This window comes from Pseudomaricurvus hydrocarbonicus (genome assembly GCF_011602365.1).
Lineage (GTDB): Bacteria > Pseudomonadota > Gammaproteobacteria > Pseudomonadales > Cellvibrionaceae > Pseudomaricurvus > Pseudomaricurvus hydrocarbonicus.
In genome coordinates this window covers 48,291-62,808 of the sequence record NZ_JAAONZ010000016.1, presented here as the reverse complement: position 1 = coordinate 62,808, position 14,518 = coordinate 48,291, and the positions used below count along the sequence as shown (strand labels likewise).

Below are 14,518 nucleotides of genomic sequence, written 5' to 3'. Positions count from 1 at the left end.
GTGGCCAACCCATCACGATGCGCAATGCCATGTATCGCAAAAAATGATTATAAAAAGGCGAGCTCTCGATGTAGTTTACCCTTATTGGTAAGGCCACCTTCCCATATGGCCAATAAGTACCAGTTGTATCATGGACATTAAAATAATTAGAGAGAATCAGGAGAGTTTTATGATTTCCCACAACCACTTTAAATACAGCCTGCTGTCTGCAGCTATAGGCGTGTCGTCTCTGGCGATTCAGATGCCTGTCAATGCGCAGGAATTTGCGCTTGAAGAAATCGTAGTGACTGCACAGAAGCGGGAGCAGAATCTACAAGATGTCCCTGTCGCCATTTCTGTGATGAATGCCGATGCCATCGACAGACTGGACATCAAGAACTTCACTGATGTCACCCGTGTGTCTCCCTCCCTGACCATGGATCAGGGTGAAGGCCCTGCAGGCAACGTCATCCGAATGCGTGGCGTGGGTACCGCATCGTTCAGTATCGCTACAGAAGCCAGTGTGTCAGTCGTAGTTGATGAAGTACCGCTGGTCCGTCAGGCACAGGCCTTTAGCAATCTGGTAGATATTGATCGCGTTGAGGTATTGAGAGGCCCTCAAGGCACTCTGTTTGGTAAAAACGCCTCTGCTGGTCTGGTTAATATTGTGACTAAGGCGCCGAGCGATGAATTCACTGGCAGCATCAGTGGACGCTTGACCGATGATGATGAAGAAAAAGTTCAGCTCTCTTTCTCTGGCCCTATCACCGAGACTCTGGCTTACCGTATTTCGGGCTACTATCAGGATCGTGATGGCTATATCACTAACCTGACCAATGGCAAAGACCTCAATGGCGAAAAGGCAGATGGCCTGCGTGCCAAGCTGGTTTGGCAGCCCACCGATGCCCTGGATATGGAAGTCATTCTCGACAGCTCTTCAAAGGAATCCAGCTCAGTATCCACTTGGTTTGAAGCGGATCCGTCAGTCTATGGTGAAGGCATTGTTCCCGGCGAAGACAACAAGAATATGCGTTCCGACAGCCCTAACGGCTACCAAACCGATCAGGACATGGCGGTTTTCAAAGTGCATTACGAGTTGCCAGGACACACACTGACATCCGTCAGCAGCTATCAAAAGTACCAAGTCGACTCGCAAGTTGATACAGATCTGACCGACGTTCCAATGGAAGAATCGTTTCCTTCATTTTTGTTGCCTATCTTCGATCCCCTGGGCATTGGTGGCCCCGTGATCATCCAGGAATCATCAGAAGAATCCAAGGCTTTTACTCAGGAAATTCGCTTAACTTCCAACTCGGATACCAATTTCGAGTATATGCTCGGTGCTTTCTACTCGGATTTTGAAGTTGATCGAGAGTTTGACAGAAAGCCTCTGGTGTTTCTTCTCTCCAGATGGGATGCCACTGCAGCAACGGAAAGCATGGCGGTTTTTGGGCAGGGCTCATTGAGCATCACCGAGGACACCTTCCTGGATATCGGCTTCCGGTTGAACCGCGAAAAAATCTCGGCGGATTTTACCGACTACTATGCTAACGGATTCACTTCGGACACTCCTGAGAATTATTCAGGTGAAGACACACAGAATGCCGCAACCGGAAAACTGGCTCTGCGTCATTTTCTGGACAATGGCGCCATGGTATTTGGCTCTGTGAGTACCGGCTACAAGGGGCAAACCTATGATGTTGCAACCGGTTTTACTCAAGCAGATGCCGACAACCCGGTGGGCGAAGAAAACTCCATTTCCTACGAACTGGGCATCAAGGGCACGACTGAAAATCGCCGTTTCCGCTATGAAGTGGTCGCTTTCCTGACGGACTTTGACGACTATCAGGCGCAAGGCGCGACAGTGGACAGCGTTGGCGCACCAGTATTTGCACTCAATAACGTGGGCGAATTACGCACCCAGGGTGTAGAAGCTGATCTGTCCTTTCAGGCAACTGAGAATCTGCGCTTAAGTGCTACAGTAGCGTACGTGGATGCAACCCTTGAGAGCTTTGAAAACGCGCAATGCTACTTTGGTCAGACTGAAGCCCAGGGCTGTATGATTGGTGCTGGGCCTGGTGGGCTGGATGTGCAGGACTTGAGTGGTGAAGACCTCAATAACTCCCCGGACCTGAAATATAACCTGTCTGCTTACTGGGAGCGCTCCGCCGGCAGCCTGCCTTTTAATATCTTTGCCCAGGCAAACTACCAGTGGCAGGACGACATCAACTATAGCCTCTATGGTAACCCGTTGAACGCTCAGGAAGCCTACGGCATTGCCAATATCAGTGTTGGTATTGTGGAACCCAACGAGCAGTACAAAGTAACCTTCTTTGTTAACAACCTGTTTGACGAAAACTACTCCATGGGTTACGACGACGCCAGTCAGCGATTTGGTGGTGCAACGGCTATTTCCAAACAGTGGTCACGCAACGCTATGCGCTACGCCGGCATTAACGCAAGTTACAACTTCTAAGGCCGACAAAGGAAACCTTCTCTCTAATTGAAAGCGAGAAGGTCTCCTGACCATAGGAAGGATTGGAGTCTGGTTTTTTATTTAACTGGATTCCTTATGCAATAAGCAAACTTGGAAGATTGCTATATGAAATCAGTATTTGTTCTATTAAGTGCTCTTCTGGTGAGTGGCGTCTCATGGGCGCAGTCAGGATTTGAGCTCAAGCGTATCGATACGCCACCTCAGACAGATGCCATCCCGCTCTATGAGCCGGGTGAAATTCCTGAAAGCAATATCATCGAACGCTGGAACCTGTTGGATCGCAATGATGGAAATGAAAGCCGGAGGGTTCGTAACGTTACATGGCCTACCATCACTCCTGTGCTTCCTGCCGAGGAAGATGCTACCGGGCTTGCTGTCATTGTTGCCCCAGGCGGTGCATATAAGGTGCTGGCTATAGATAAAGAAGGCTTTGATATTGCCAAACGCCTGGCTGAACAGGGTGTGGCAGCGTTTGTGTTGAAGTACCGCATCAACGAAACGCCAGATGATGAAAGCGAAATCATGAGACAAATAGCCGAAAATGCTGCTAATAGTGGTAACAGATCGGACAAAAAATCAGCTAAAGAACCCGCGAAAATTGAAGAGCCCAGGGCAGGTGCTGATGCACTGCAAGCGCTTCGGCTGATTCGTGCCCGCGCAAGCGAATGGGGCGTAGATCCTGAACGCGTAGGTTTTATCGGTTTTTCAGCAGGGGCCATGACAGGATTACAGACCGTGATAACTGGAAAAGCCGATGAGCAGGCGGATTTTCTAGGCTACATCTATGGCCCCATGAAATCTGTTTCTGTGCCTGAGTACTCGCCTCCGATGTTTTCAGCGATTGCCATGGATGATGCACTATTTTCGGGACAGGGATTTGGCATTATTAATGCTTGGCGTGATGCAGGAATTTCGGTTGAACTTCACGCCTATGAGCGGGGCGGCCACGGTTTTGGTGCGGGTAAACCCGGAACGACAACCGAGGGAATCATGGACCAATTTATGCTGTGGTTGAAAAGTCGCAATCTGTTGAGTGCACAGTAAATCTGACTGCTCTCACGCGCAATCACAAACAACGGTTATTACTTGAAACTGCAATAAAATAATGCGTTTTAAGTAACCGCAGGCAGCGGTTCTTCCGCTGCCTTTTTTGAACAGGAAGAACACAGTTTCGTTAATGAACAAATTACCAGGCATCGTTTTTATCGGTGAGCCTCTGTTTGATCTCGCTCCAGGCTCGCGGGAAAAGTTTTTGATTTAGGTGTGGCTGATTGGAGCACTTCTGGCAGAAGAGCATAGTCGTGCCGACATTGGCCGTAATGACCTGGAAATTCCCATGCGGCCGGATCACGGACATTTGATGGCCGATGAAGTGGGACAAATCGGAACCAATTCTGGTTATTCATATCTGGGGCGCTTGAAAAGCCTGGTAGAATTGTACGGTGTTATGGATAGCCTGGAAAGGCTGAAAAAGCTTGATTTTTACTGTTGTCTCTCAAACCTTGTGAGCTTGTAACTCACCTCGGGGATCTCGTCGCTATCTGCTCTCCTGGCTGATCCCCGGGGCCTTTTTTTCATAATCCATCGGTGCTCAGCACATGCGTACCGCCGATCAAAATTACGAAAAGGTACCGCCACCGTCCCTAAAAGCTTTCCCTGAGCTGCTGCTGGCTATGCCACTGCTAATGTCGCCAAGAAGGACTATCTGTTCATGGAGCCCTTCACCATTTGGGGTGTCGATTACGCATATCAGAATTGGCAGTTTTTTTAAATTTGTGAGACTATTGGCCTGACCATCTGATTTATTTACCGGCTATCCCCCTCATGCGTATTGAAGCTGTCAAAGTCCGTCGCCTCTACCTTGAGGTGGCCAACCAGATCGAAAATTTCATTAAATCCGGTGAAATTGAACCCGGACAGCGGTTGCCTTCCGAGCGCGACCTGGCCCAGCAATTCGAAGTCAGCCGTCCCACCATTCGCGAAGCCATGATTGCTTTGGAGATTGCAGGCCTGGTAGAAATCCGCACCGGTTCCGGCATTTATGTGTTGCCGCAAATGGATACTGAGAACAATCTAACCAGTGGTCTGCGCGATGAGGGGCCGGGGCCGTTTGAGATACTGGAAGCCAGGCGTCTGCTCGAAAGTGAAATTGCAGCCCTGGCTGCGGCACGCATCACACCAGCTCAAATGACCGAAATGGAAGAAGCTTTGCACGATATGGAGCGCGAGGATTCACAGGGTTCCATCAGCGAAGAGGCCGATCAGCGCTTCCACTGTATTCTGGCCGAAGCGGCCCAAAACAGCGCACTGGCCTCTATGGTTCGCTGGCTGTGGGAGTTGCGCAATCGCTCCGAAATCAGTGCCGTATTCCATGAACGGGTCAGGGAAGAGGGCATACATCCCTCAGCTCAGGAGCATCGAGCCATCTTTGAAGCCCTGCAATCTCGTGACCCAATTTCTGCACGACAAACCATGGCCACTCATATCAGCAATGCCATTGCCGCTGATAGGGCTTTGTTGGACAGAAAGAACAACTGAGCCTTCAACGCCTCATTAATATAAGCCCATCTGCAGATAGTGGACTGCACCACGAAATGCATTAAGGAATGGTTTTAATTGCATGTAACACCTCATCTATCGAAGTGCCTTCGTAAGCTTCGTGCATGGGCTTAACCAGATCGCGAAAGGGCGTTTTGACCGGCTGAATGATCATTACACCAATCGCTGTCGCAGCTTCCAACGCATTTCAGCGCTTGCTGACTCCAGGTCACGATCCACAGTTGCCACAGCGGGTGCGTGTGGCTATGGGTTGGCTCAGGACATTGGATGGCTGCAGTCTTTAGCCAAGAGCACAATTATAATGTTTGAAGCCAGGACAGGATGACGTCGTTGACTGACTCGGGTTGTTCCATGGTGCTCATATGGCCGGAGTTTTTGATGCTGAAGACCGGCGGCGCGCCGGGTACCAATCTGGCCATCTCGTGATGACGCTCCAGTGGGCTCCAGGCGTCCTGATCGCCGCAGATAAAACACGTCGGGCAGGTGAGGGCACTCAACACGGCGCGGGCATTTGGTCGGTCGATCAAGGCGTGTTGCTGGTTGGCAAACTGCTCGGGTGTCTTGCGCTCAATCATATCGAGAATCGCGTTACACAGTTGCTGATCCTGCAAGTGTTCCGGCAACACCATCCCCTGCATCCAGAGCTCGCCCATGGCCCGCATGCCATCGCGTTGTGCCTGCTCCACCAGTGCCATACGCCCCGCGACTTCTTGCTGTCCTTGTTGATTCTGAGCAAGGGGCAAATAACCTGTATCCATTAAAATAAGCGCTGTAACGCGCTCACTGGCCTGCCTGACCACTTCCAGAGCAACTCGCCCGCCCATGGAGTGGCCGATCACTATAAATTGCTCCGGAGCCTGGCTGAGGACAATCTTGGCCATGTGGGCAATGGTGTCGGCGTTGCCATAATCGATAATCAGGGTTTCGTAACCTGCGTCCAGCAAGGCCTCTTGTTGCGCCGCCCAATTGGCGTGATCGCAAATAAGACCGGGCAATAACACAACCGTTGTCATTGAGCCTCTCCGATTAACAGGTTAATACTGAATAAGGCGCGCCGTTCAGACAGCAGCCATTGATCGGATGTTCGACGCCAGGTATCGTGATATTCCCCCACCAGAGCACGCTGCAATGGCCAACCGGTGACCGGTTTTTCGTGAGCGGTTTGCGTGGCGGAATACAGGGTGACATAACTGACGGAGTGGGCGACACCTTCCGCCATGTGGGTAACATGGACATTGGACAGCAGATGGCGATTCAGCCGTTCACTCGGATTGTTCTGGTAAACGGCAATGATGGCATCCCGCCCGCAGACGGGATCCTTGGAGGTCGGTCTAAACAGCTTGCCGTCTTCGGTAAAATAGTTGGCAAAGGTGACTAAATCTTTTTGATCCAGCGCATATTGTGCCGCCTTGATGGCGCGCTCGATTTGCCACTGGGCGTAATCAGTGTCGTTCATGGTCTTCAAAACTCCCGTCTTCCCACAAACCACACAGAGTAGCGAACTCCAGGGTCAAAATGCGGGTGTGAACGCATTGTTCCAGCGGTTGAACAGCATTTATGCGATCTCTCGGGATACCTCTTTCAGAAAGTCGATAAACACACGGGTGCGCGCACTCAGCATACGCTTGCTGGTGTACACCGCTGAGGCTTGGGCCTTTTCGATCAGCTCGACATTGTCTGCCACTTCCACCAGCGCGCCCGAGGCGAGGTCTTCACGGCAATAAATGGAAGGCAACAGCCCAATACCCATGCGGTTGAGCACACAGTCTTTCACCATGATCGGGTCCGTGGTCTCAATGGCCGCATCGAGCGTGATCTTTTCCGGCCCCTTGTTGAACTTGATCTTGAGCGGAACCTGATTGTAGCGTTTTTCACAAATTTTAATGGCCCCAGTCAGCTCGGTAAGGTCCTTAATCCGGTTGATTTTGGGGGCGAGGTCGGGGTGGGCGACCCAAATTAACTTGTGCCGTGTCAGCGGCACCGCAATGTAATCGGAGTCGGGTAGAACACCCACTTGTACCGCGATGTCAACGTGGTCGCCAATCAGATCCACTGGGGTGGGGTTTACCGTAATGTGGACACGAATATCCGGATAGCGGCGATGAAACTCGGGTAAATGCCGGGACACAATCAGCCGTGAAAATGCCATCGGCAGTGATACCGACAAATCGCCTCTGGGGGTATCTGTCAAACCGTTCATCTGGGCATCGGCCGAGGCCACCTGCTCAAGAATGAGCTGCGCGTGCTTATAAAAGACTTCGCCTTCCTGGGTCAGCCGCATGGCCCGGGAGTTGCGCTCAAACAGACGCACATTGAGATCCTGCTCGAGCCGATTGACAAATCGACTGACGCTGGATTTCGGCAAACGCAGCTTGCGGGCAGCATGGGTGACTCCACCCTGATCGACAACAGCGGCAAAGATAGGTAAGTCGGCTATGTTCCACTGCATGAACGATATGTCTTAAAAGCTATTGTTGTTCCAAGATTATCACTTCATTAGACTTTTGGCGATAGCGACTGCCACAGTCTTTATACGCACCTGGCAGCCACCGGCACTTTCTGCGGGGCCATAACAGGAGAAATACTCATTTACCACCATTCGGAGAGTCACCATGAGTAGAGAATACGACGACATCCCCGGTACCTATGTCATGGACAGCAAACACTGTCGGGCTGGATATCACCTGAATATGTTTTGCATGTCACTGAACAACAAAGCAAATCGCGATGCTTTCCGCGACGACGAAGCGGCTTATCTTGAGGCATTTCCCATGACCGAAGCGCAAAAGCAAAGTGTGCTGGAACGCGATTGGCTGGGGATGTTGAGACTGGGCGGCAACATTTATTACACCTTCAAACTGGCTGTGTTTGACGGTCACTCCATGCAGTATGTCGGTGGAAAAATGTCAAACATCAGCGAAGAGCAATTCCGTCAGATGATGGTCAGCGGTGGTCGTTCCATTGAAGGCAATCGCAGCAAAAAGGAGCAAGCCCGTGGCTAAAATTATGTGTGGCGTGGGTACCAGTCATGTTCCGGCCATAGGTGCCGCTATTGATCATGGTAGAACCCAGGAAGATTACTGGAAACCGTTGTTTGACGGTTATCAACCGGTGCGCGACTGGATTGAGGAACACAAACCCGATGTGGCGATTGTGGTTTATAACGATCACGCGTCAGCTTTCAGTTTGGAATTGATTCCAACCTTTACCCTGGGGGTGGCCGCCGAATTCCAGCCGGCTGACGAAGGTTATGGGCCGCGCGGCGTGCCCGTTGCGAAAGGGGATCCGGATTTGGCCTGGCACCTGGCGGAGTCGCTCATCCTGGACGAATTTGACATCACCATCGCCAACAATATGGATATTGATCACGGTTGCACGGTGCCGCTGTCGATCCTGTTTGATCAACCGCAAGAATGGCCATGCAACGTCATTCCGCTGTGTGTGAATGTCATACAATATCCTGCGCCTACGGGAAAACGCTGTTTTAAACTCGGGCAGGCGATTCGCAAGGCTGTTGAAAGCTATGACAAAGACATCAAGGTCGCTATTTTGGGCACCGGTGGTATGTCTCACCAGCTGCAGGGGGAGCGTGCGGGCCTGGTCAATGCCGAGTTTGATACGGCATTTCTGAGAGATCTTTCCGAAGATCCACAGCGTCTGGTGAACATGCCGCATGTTGAATACATGCGCGAAGCCGGTTCGGAAGGGGTTGAACTGGTGATGTGGTTGATTATGCGAGGAGCTCTGTCGGAAAAGGCGAAGGAAACCTACTCCTTTTACCATGTGCCAGCATCAAACAGCGGCGCAGGTATCATCGTTTTGGAAGATGACGAGGAAGCGAAATAACTGAGTGATCCCCGAGTGGTGCACAACAAGGATGCTGTGCACCACTCAGATTTTAAGGCTTAATCAGCACTCACTGCTCAGTCGTCGATGATGGCAACCGCGCGCGTCCAGCCTGCCGAGCCTCCACGCACCTTGTGCGGGAAGCAGGATACGGTATAACCAAAGGCTGGCAAGGCCTCGAGATTGTGCAGCTTTTCCATATGGCAATAGCCCACATCGCGACCGGCCTTGTGGCCTTCCCAGATCAGCGATTTATCGCCGGTTTCAGCCACTCGCTTGGCGGTATGGCTGAATGGTGCATCCCACGACCAGGCGTCGGTGCCGGTCACTCGCACACCGCGTTCCAGTAAATACATGGTGGCTTCATAGCCCATGCCGCAACCGATGTTGACGAAGTCGGGGTTGCCGACGGCACCGCCGGCTGCGGTATTCACCAGCACAATATCCATCGGCTGGATTTCATAACCAATGCGCTTGAGCTCGGCTTCCACGTCGGCAGCAGTCACCACATAGCCATTTTCAAAGTGGCGAAAATCCAGCTTCACACCGGGACGAAAACACCAGTCCAGTGGCACTTCGTCAATGGTGATGGCCCGTTCACCATTGTTCATGGTGGGGTGAAAGTGCCAGGGCGCGTCCATATGCGTGCCGTTGTGGGTGGTAAGCTTAACCGTCTCGGCAGCCGCAAACCCGTGACCACCGGGAAACTCGTCCGCCGCCACACCGGGAAAGAAATGGTTCGCTTCTGGAACCGTTTCTTCATGGGTCTGATAAGTAATCTCCGGCCGCATAAACGGCGGATCCGTGATCACATCGTTTTCCAGATAGATGGATAAATCGATAAATTGACGTGACATCTTATTTACCCCACTGTGCCGCCCAGAGTTTGTGCAAACCAGTCGGCAATGTAGTCGCAGCCAAAGCTCATGTTGTCCGCGCCCACGTGCTCGACACCGCCTTCACGCTCGGTAAAGATTCTCAGCTTGCGGTTCGGTGAATTGACCAGTTGCTCGTAGCTCTGGTGAGCGTATTCCAGGCCGATTTGACGGTCTTTGGCCCCGTGCGTCACCAGGAACGGCACTTTGATTTTTTCCATGACACCGTTCAGGGTCATGTCCTCGGCTTTGGCAAAGAAGTCGTCCATATCGCTTGCGCCGAACACCCACATCACGTGCCCCCAGTAGTGTGGTACGGGGTTTTCGCCCTCGCGCTTGAGACGTTTTTGCTGCACTTCCGCCCAGTTGTGGTTGGCTCCCCATACGGCGCCCGAGGCAAATCGCGGCTCGAAGGCTACCGCCCGCGGCGCATAGTGACCACCCAGAGAAATGCCGGTCATACCGATGCGACTGGCATCCACCTCAGGACGCTGTTCCAGCCAGTCCACGGCTTTGGAAGCCCAGGTTTCACTGTGGGGGGTGGCGGGCAGCTTGTAGTTGCGCAAGGCTTCACCGGTACCGGGCTGATCCACACACAGGGTGGAAATGCCACGCTTGGCCAGTGCCTGTGGCAGGTTGGACCAATAGAGCATCTCTTTGCAGCTGTCCAGGCCATTACAGTAGACCACGGTTGGCTTTGGACCCTCGCCGGGGGCGCGTACAAACAGCGCTGGCATGGTGCCACCATTGTCCAAAGGAATTTCGACGCGCTCACAATTTTCTTGGCTGAGCTGGATACTCTTGCGAAATACCTCTTGCGCTTTATTCCACGTTTCTTCGCGGTTGGGGTTGCCGTGGCCCTGCATTCGCTCGGCTACCATCAGGTAGAGCGCCGCGCGCTTCAGCTTGGTGCCGGCAGAAAACAGGCAGCCTTGCGCCTCGTCTTCGTCGGCCAAGCCAATCAGATTGTCCGCCATTTTCACCCACTGCTCGAGAAATTCAGCGGTGCCGGCATCGTCACCATTTGCCGCCGCGTCGCGAATTGGCTGGCACATATCGATGATTTCACCGATTTTTGCTCCACTTTCTACGGCGATGGAAACGGACAGGTTCCATACGTAGTTGGGAAAATATTCAAATAACGCCATTGTTTAGATCTCCGAGTCATTAAGTTGCCTGGGTTGAGGCAAGTCATGGCGCTCCGTATTGGCGCGCTGCATGTGTGAAAAAACGTTTTATTCTGATGATGGCGACTATAAAACGACTAAAACAATCTGTAAAAGTGATTATATTTATGGATAATCATCAATTTTATTTATCGTTAAGGGTGTGTAGCTGCCTCATCTGATCGATCAGCCAGCGTAGTCCGGTATCATTTTGACGCGACACATGATACTGAACCATTTCTCGCATACAGGGCAGATCGAAGGGCAGTTCGGCAATGGCAATCGGCAGGCGCTGCTGAAAAAGCCGTGCCAGCTTCTCATGCATCACGGTGATTTTGGCGGTGTTGACGACCATTTCGGGAGCCAGTAAAAAAGACGCCACACTCATTTCGATGCGCCGCTGCCGGCCCCGTTGGCGCAGGTGGCTTTCACCGACCGAAGGTGCCGAATTGGCACCGATGTCTACAACCACATGACCCGCCGCATAAAATGCTTCTTCGGTCAGTTGATCCACTGCCATCAGCGGGTTGCCGGCGCAGCCAACCGCCATGAACCGGTCGGTGAACAGCAACTCGCTGGGGTGATCGGGGGAGATGTGTTTTTCTGGAGCAATAATCATGTCCAGCTTTCCCTGGTCAAGTTGCTGAGCAGACAGTTCTGACTGGGGGACGCAGTTAATGATGATACCCGGTGCCAGATGTTCCAGGCGTTGAATCAGGTGTGGCATGACCACGGCCAGCACATAATCAGACGCAGACACTTTGAAGTGTCGCTCTGATGTCGCTGGGTCAAAGTGTGTGGCTTCGGTAACCAACACGTCCACATCGCGCAATAACGTCTTTAGAGGCTCCTTGAGTCGCAATGCTGTCGCGGTAGGCACCATTTTCTTGCCGTGCATCACAAATAAAGGCTCATCAAAATAATCCCTCAGCCGCGCCAGGGCCGCACTCATCGCCGGTTGGCTGATGTGCAGGCGCTCTGCAGCACGGGTTACGCTCTGTTCTTCCAGTAATATGTCCAGAGCCACCAGCAGATTAAGATCCAGGGTTTTATGGCGCACAGGAAAACCTATTTAAGCAATGCATCCTTCTCACGCCTCACGAGCTCCCTGAATTAGCCGGGTTCCCTGATTTTGCCCGCAACGGCAGGCAAATACTTCCGCATACCTGAGGTTGGCATTGGGGGTTATCAGCCGCACTCGATAACCTCGACGAGCCTGCTTTTCCAGCAAACCTTCCTGTTCCAGGATGCGCAGCGGTGTGCGGGAGATGCCAAGGCGTTCCGCCGTGGGAATTTCCGTCACCCGCTCGCCGGGCGCCAATTCGCGCGAGATGATCATCTGTCGCAGGGTACTCAATACACGTTGACCGGGTTTGCTCATGGTGCTGGTCACTACTCAAGCTAAAACGACAATCATCTTAACAGGTTGGATCCAATTGTGCTTTCCAGCGATAGATATAATGCCTATCTGATCGTTGTTCAAACCTCAATAATCTATTTATGGATCCAATAATGCTGTTTTTACTTGCCTGTAAATTATTCTGACGATATATTGGATCCAATAAAATACAGCCTAGGAGAGATACGATAATGAGCAACCCTCCCATTTTCCCCAAAAACTGTTGGTATGTAGCCTGCACCCCCGACGAACTCGACAATAAGCCACTGGGCCGCCGTATCTGCAATGAGCCGATGGTGTTCTATCGCGATGCCGAGGGCAAAGCCGTCGCCCTGGAAGACTTCTGTCCCCATCGCGGTGCGCCGTTGTCACTGGGCTACCTGGAAGATGGTCAGCTGGTGTGTGGTTATCACGGCTTGAAAATGGGGGCGGATGGCAAAACCGATTCCATGCCCGGTCAGCGCGTCCAAAGCTTTCCCTGCATCAAACGCTTTGCGGTGCATGAGCGTTACGGCTTTATCTGGGTCTGGCCTAGCGACGCGGATCAGGCGGACATCAATTTGATCCCCCACCTCGAGTGGGCCGAGAATCCCGATTGGGCCTATGGCGGCGGGCTCTATCATATTCAGTGTGATTACCGTTTGATGATCGACAATCTGATGGATCTGACCCACGAAACCTATGTTCACGCCACCAGCATTGGGCAAAAGGAAATTGACGAGGCGCCGGTGCATACCAAAACTGTGGACGGGGAAGTGGTCACCAGCCGTTTTATGGACAACATCATGCCGCCGCCGTTCTGGCAAATGGCTCTGCGTGCCAATGATCTGGCCGATGACGTTCCGGTGGATCGCTGGCAGATCTGTCGTTTTACACCTCCCAGTCAGGTAATGATCGAAGTGGGTGTGGCTCATGCCGGGCACGGCGGTTACGAGGCGCCTGCGCAGTACAGAGCCAACAGTACGGTGGTTGATTTTATGACACCGGAAACGGATACCTCGATCTGGTATTTCTGGGGGATGGCCCGCGACTTCAAACCCCACGATCAAGCGCTGACGGATTCGATTCGCGAAGGTCAGGGCAAGATTTTTGCGGAGGATCAGGACATGCTGGAACGGCAACAGCGCAATCTACTGGAGTACCCCGAGCGTCGTCTGATGAAACTCAACATTGACGCCGGTGGAGTGCAGTCACGCCGTTTGCTGGATAAAATGATCGAAACGGAGGCCGAGGCGGGTTAACCCCGTCTTTTGGATCGCTGTCTCTGGTGCGCATGATCCAGAGACAGTCCGTAGCCATCGTATGTGACAACTTGTGTCCACAAAATTCTCAATACAACATGCAAATAAAGGGTGCTGGGTGTAGTGTCAATGAGGCCCTAAATCAGTAAATCGGTTCAATTTTTTAAAATAAGGTAACAATCTTTACAGAACCTGATTGTGCTTTATTTATTCAAGCGCTTGATATCCACCAGATGCGATTCATTAATTTCTGAAATAGATTTCACCCCCAGCAAAGCCATTGAACGTTCAACCTCAGTTTTCAAAATAGTTAAACATCGCTCCACACCTGATTGGCTACCCGCAGCCAGGCAGCAACTTTCCAGGTAACGCTGCGGTCATGTAATCGATCAACCCCATGGAACCTCCACCGAGGACATCCACCCGACGCGCGACATTCGACAGTTTGAAATCGGGGTTCAACATCATATTAAACCACCATTCAAAACTGGTGGCGTAACTGAAGAAATTGCGCGCTGCCGTAACTTTCGGCGGCATGGTCATGCCGTTAACCAAATCTCTTTCACGATTACCGGGCTGGCCAAGCCTCAGGGCAAGTTGCCTTTCGCTATTCCTAATACTCTGGATGCCGTGATTCATCAGGCACCCGATACGGCAGGCTTTAGTGAGGGTAACACGCTCTATCCGTTTGGATTTGGTCTATCTTAGTGAGCGCTCCAGAAAGATGGCTGTCCCATTGATTGTTTGAGTGTTTGGTGCAACCTGTTAGGGATCAAACCTGTCGATTTGAATTTGCCTGACGAGCGGGGGGTTTAGCATCTCGGCCCAAGGACCCTGACGAGCCGTGGCCGTTTTAGACCGTCACGGTTTTTTACCCGACCATGATCTTATCCCCTTTATTTCTCTCTGAACATGGTTGACAACTCAACAATATTTAACAATACTAAAATAGTTGA

At 51.9% G+C, this 14,518-nt stretch carries 16 protein-coding genes; 7 read left to right on the top strand and 9 right to left on the bottom strand.

The features are described from left to right. The first annotated feature begins 169 nt into the window (after positions 1-169). The 4 genes from G8770_RS17605 to G8770_RS17590 all read left to right on the top strand — a co-directional run bounded on the left by G8770_RS17605 (position 170) and on the right by G8770_RS17590 (position 5,014). Positions 170-2,455: a TonB-dependent receptor gene (locus G8770_RS17605; protein WP_167189906.1), complete on the top strand. Its 2,286-nt coding sequence runs from the start codon at positions 170-172 to the stop codon at positions 2,453-2,455. 126 nt (positions 2,456-2,581) lie between these two features. Then, a complete protein-coding gene (locus G8770_RS17600) occupies positions 2,582-3,520 on the top strand; it encodes an alpha/beta hydrolase (RefSeq protein ID WP_167189903.1) in 939 nt (312 codons plus the stop codon). Between the two features lie 217 nt (positions 3,521-3,737). After that, positions 3,738-3,992 (top strand): mannonate dehydratase, encoded by a 255-nt coding sequence (locus tag G8770_RS24415; RefSeq protein WP_167189900.1) that lies wholly within the window; start codon positions 3,738-3,740, stop codon positions 3,990-3,992. 308 nt (positions 3,993-4,300) lie between these two features. After that, on the top strand, positions 4,301-5,014 hold the full coding sequence (locus tag G8770_RS17590) for a FadR/GntR family transcriptional regulator (RefSeq protein ID WP_167189897.1): 714 nt from the start codon (positions 4,301-4,303) through the stop codon (positions 5,012-5,014). A gap of 317 nt (positions 5,015-5,331) precedes the next feature. On the opposite strand, the gene G8770_RS17585 is transcribed toward G8770_RS17590, so the two are convergent. The 3 genes from G8770_RS17585 to G8770_RS17575 form a co-directional block, all read right to left on the bottom strand. Further along, entirely contained in the window at positions 5,332-6,048 is a 717-nt protein-coding gene (locus G8770_RS17585) for an alpha/beta fold hydrolase (RefSeq protein WP_167189894.1), read from the bottom strand. Then, positions 6,045-6,491 (bottom strand): nuclear transport factor 2 family protein, encoded by a 447-nt coding sequence (locus G8770_RS17580; protein ID WP_167189891.1) that lies wholly within the window; start codon positions 6,489-6,491, stop codon positions 6,045-6,047. The genes G8770_RS17585 and G8770_RS17580 overlap by 4 nt, the downstream gene beginning before the upstream one ends. 99 nt (positions 6,492-6,590) lie before the next feature. Further along, a complete protein-coding gene (locus tag G8770_RS17575) occupies positions 6,591-7,484 on the bottom strand; it encodes a LysR family transcriptional regulator (protein WP_167189889.1) in 894 nt (297 codons plus the stop codon). Positions 7,485-7,647: 163 nt separating this feature from the next. Between G8770_RS17575 and ligA the strand changes: the two genes are divergently transcribed. Together ligA and G8770_RS17565 are read left to right on the top strand one after the other, a co-directional pair. Next, on the top strand, positions 7,648-8,037 hold the full coding sequence (gene ligA, locus G8770_RS17570) for a protocatechuate 4,5-dioxygenase subunit alpha (protein WP_167189888.1): 390 nt from the start codon (positions 7,648-7,650) through the stop codon (positions 8,035-8,037). Further along, positions 8,030-8,881, top strand: coding sequence for a class III extradiol dioxygenase subunit beta (locus tag G8770_RS17565; protein WP_167189886.1), 852 nt, complete (start codon positions 8,030-8,032; stop codon positions 8,879-8,881). Before ligA ends, G8770_RS17565 begins: the two co-directional genes overlap by 8 nt. A 77-nt stretch (positions 8,882-8,958) precedes the next feature. On the opposite strand, the gene G8770_RS17560 is transcribed toward G8770_RS17565, so the two are convergent. The 4 genes from G8770_RS17560 to G8770_RS17545 all read right to left on the bottom strand — a co-directional run bounded on the left by G8770_RS17560 (position 8,959) and on the right by G8770_RS17545 (position 12,303). Next, positions 8,959-9,738: a cyclase family protein gene (locus G8770_RS17560; protein ID WP_167189884.1), complete on the bottom strand. Its 780-nt coding sequence runs from the start codon at positions 9,736-9,738 to the stop codon at positions 8,959-8,961. Positions 9,739-9,743: 5 nt separating this feature from the next. Further along, the gene (locus G8770_RS17555; protein ID WP_167189882.1) at positions 9,744-10,904 is read right to left on the bottom strand and encodes an alpha/beta hydrolase family protein; all 1,161 of its coding nucleotides are present in this window, start codon (positions 10,902-10,904) and stop codon (positions 9,744-9,746) included. A gap of 163 nt (positions 10,905-11,067) precedes the next feature. Then, on the bottom strand, positions 11,068-11,982 hold the full coding sequence (locus G8770_RS17550) for a LysR family transcriptional regulator (RefSeq protein ID WP_167189880.1): 915 nt from the start codon (positions 11,980-11,982) through the stop codon (positions 11,068-11,070). Between the two features lie 30 nt (positions 11,983-12,012). Next, a complete protein-coding gene (locus tag G8770_RS17545; protein ID WP_208022343.1) occupies positions 12,013-12,303 on the bottom strand; it encodes a GntR family transcriptional regulator in 291 nt (96 codons plus the stop codon). A 209-nt stretch (positions 12,304-12,512) separates the two neighbouring features. Between G8770_RS17545 and G8770_RS17540 the strand changes: the two genes are divergently transcribed. Continuing rightward, entirely contained in the window at positions 12,513-13,562 is a 1,050-nt protein-coding gene (locus G8770_RS17540) for an aromatic ring-hydroxylating dioxygenase subunit alpha (RefSeq protein ID WP_208022342.1), read from the top strand. Positions 13,563-13,765: 203 nt separating this feature from the next. Here the strand turns inward: G8770_RS17540 and G8770_RS24725 are convergent, their stop codons facing one another. Next, on the bottom strand, positions 13,766-13,888 hold the full coding sequence (locus G8770_RS24725) for an alpha-hydroxy-acid oxidizing protein (RefSeq protein WP_208022341.1): 123 nt from the start codon (positions 13,886-13,888) through the stop codon (positions 13,766-13,768). Positions 13,889-13,898: 10 nt separating this feature from the next. After that, the gene (locus G8770_RS23925; protein ID WP_208022340.1) at positions 13,899-14,099 is read right to left on the bottom strand and encodes a hypothetical protein; all 201 of its coding nucleotides are present in this window, start codon (positions 14,097-14,099) and stop codon (positions 13,899-13,901) included. Between the last annotated feature and the right edge of the window lie 419 nt (positions 14,100-14,518).

Bases quoted from the DNA above. Each gene is read 5' to 3' on its own strand.
- G8770_RS17605 (WP_167189906.1), top strand. From the start codon at position 170: ATGATTTCCCACAACCACTTTAAATACAGCCTGCTGTCTGCAGCTATA.
- G8770_RS17600 (WP_167189903.1), top strand. From the start codon at position 2,582: ATGAAATCAGTATTTGTTCTATTAAGTGCTCTTCTGGTGAGTGGCGTC.
- G8770_RS17590 (WP_167189897.1), top strand. From the start codon at position 4,301: ATGCGTATTGAAGCTGTCAAAGTCCGTCGCCTCTACCTTGAGGTGGCC.
- G8770_RS17585 (WP_167189894.1), bottom strand. From the start codon at position 6,048: ATGACAACGGTTGTGTTATTGCCCGGTCTTATTTGCGATCACGCCAAT.
- G8770_RS17580 (WP_167189891.1), bottom strand. From the start codon at position 6,491: ATGAACGACACTGATTACGCCCAGTGGCAAATCGAGCGCGCCATCAAG.
- G8770_RS17575 (WP_167189889.1), bottom strand. From the start codon at position 7,484: ATGCAGTGGAACATAGCCGACTTACCTATCTTTGCCGCTGTTGTCGAT.
- ligA (WP_167189888.1), top strand. From the start codon at position 7,648: ATGAGTAGAGAATACGACGACATCCCCGGTACCTATGTCATGGACAGC.
- G8770_RS17560 (WP_167189884.1), bottom strand. From the start codon at position 9,738: ATGTCACGTCAATTTATCGATTTATCCATCTATCTGGAAAACGATGTG.
- G8770_RS17555 (WP_167189882.1), bottom strand. From the start codon at position 10,904: ATGGCGTTATTTGAATATTTTCCCAACTACGTATGGAACCTGTCCGTT.
- G8770_RS17545 (WP_208022343.1), bottom strand. From the start codon at position 12,303: ATGAGCAAACCCGGTCAACGTGTATTGAGTACCCTGCGACAGATGATC.
- G8770_RS17540 (WP_208022342.1), top strand. From the start codon at position 12,513: ATGAGCAACCCTCCCATTTTCCCCAAAAACTGTTGGTATGTAGCCTGC.
- G8770_RS23925 (WP_208022340.1), bottom strand. From the start codon at position 14,099: ATGCCGCCGAAAGTTACGGCAGCGCGCAATTTCTTCAGTTACGCCACC.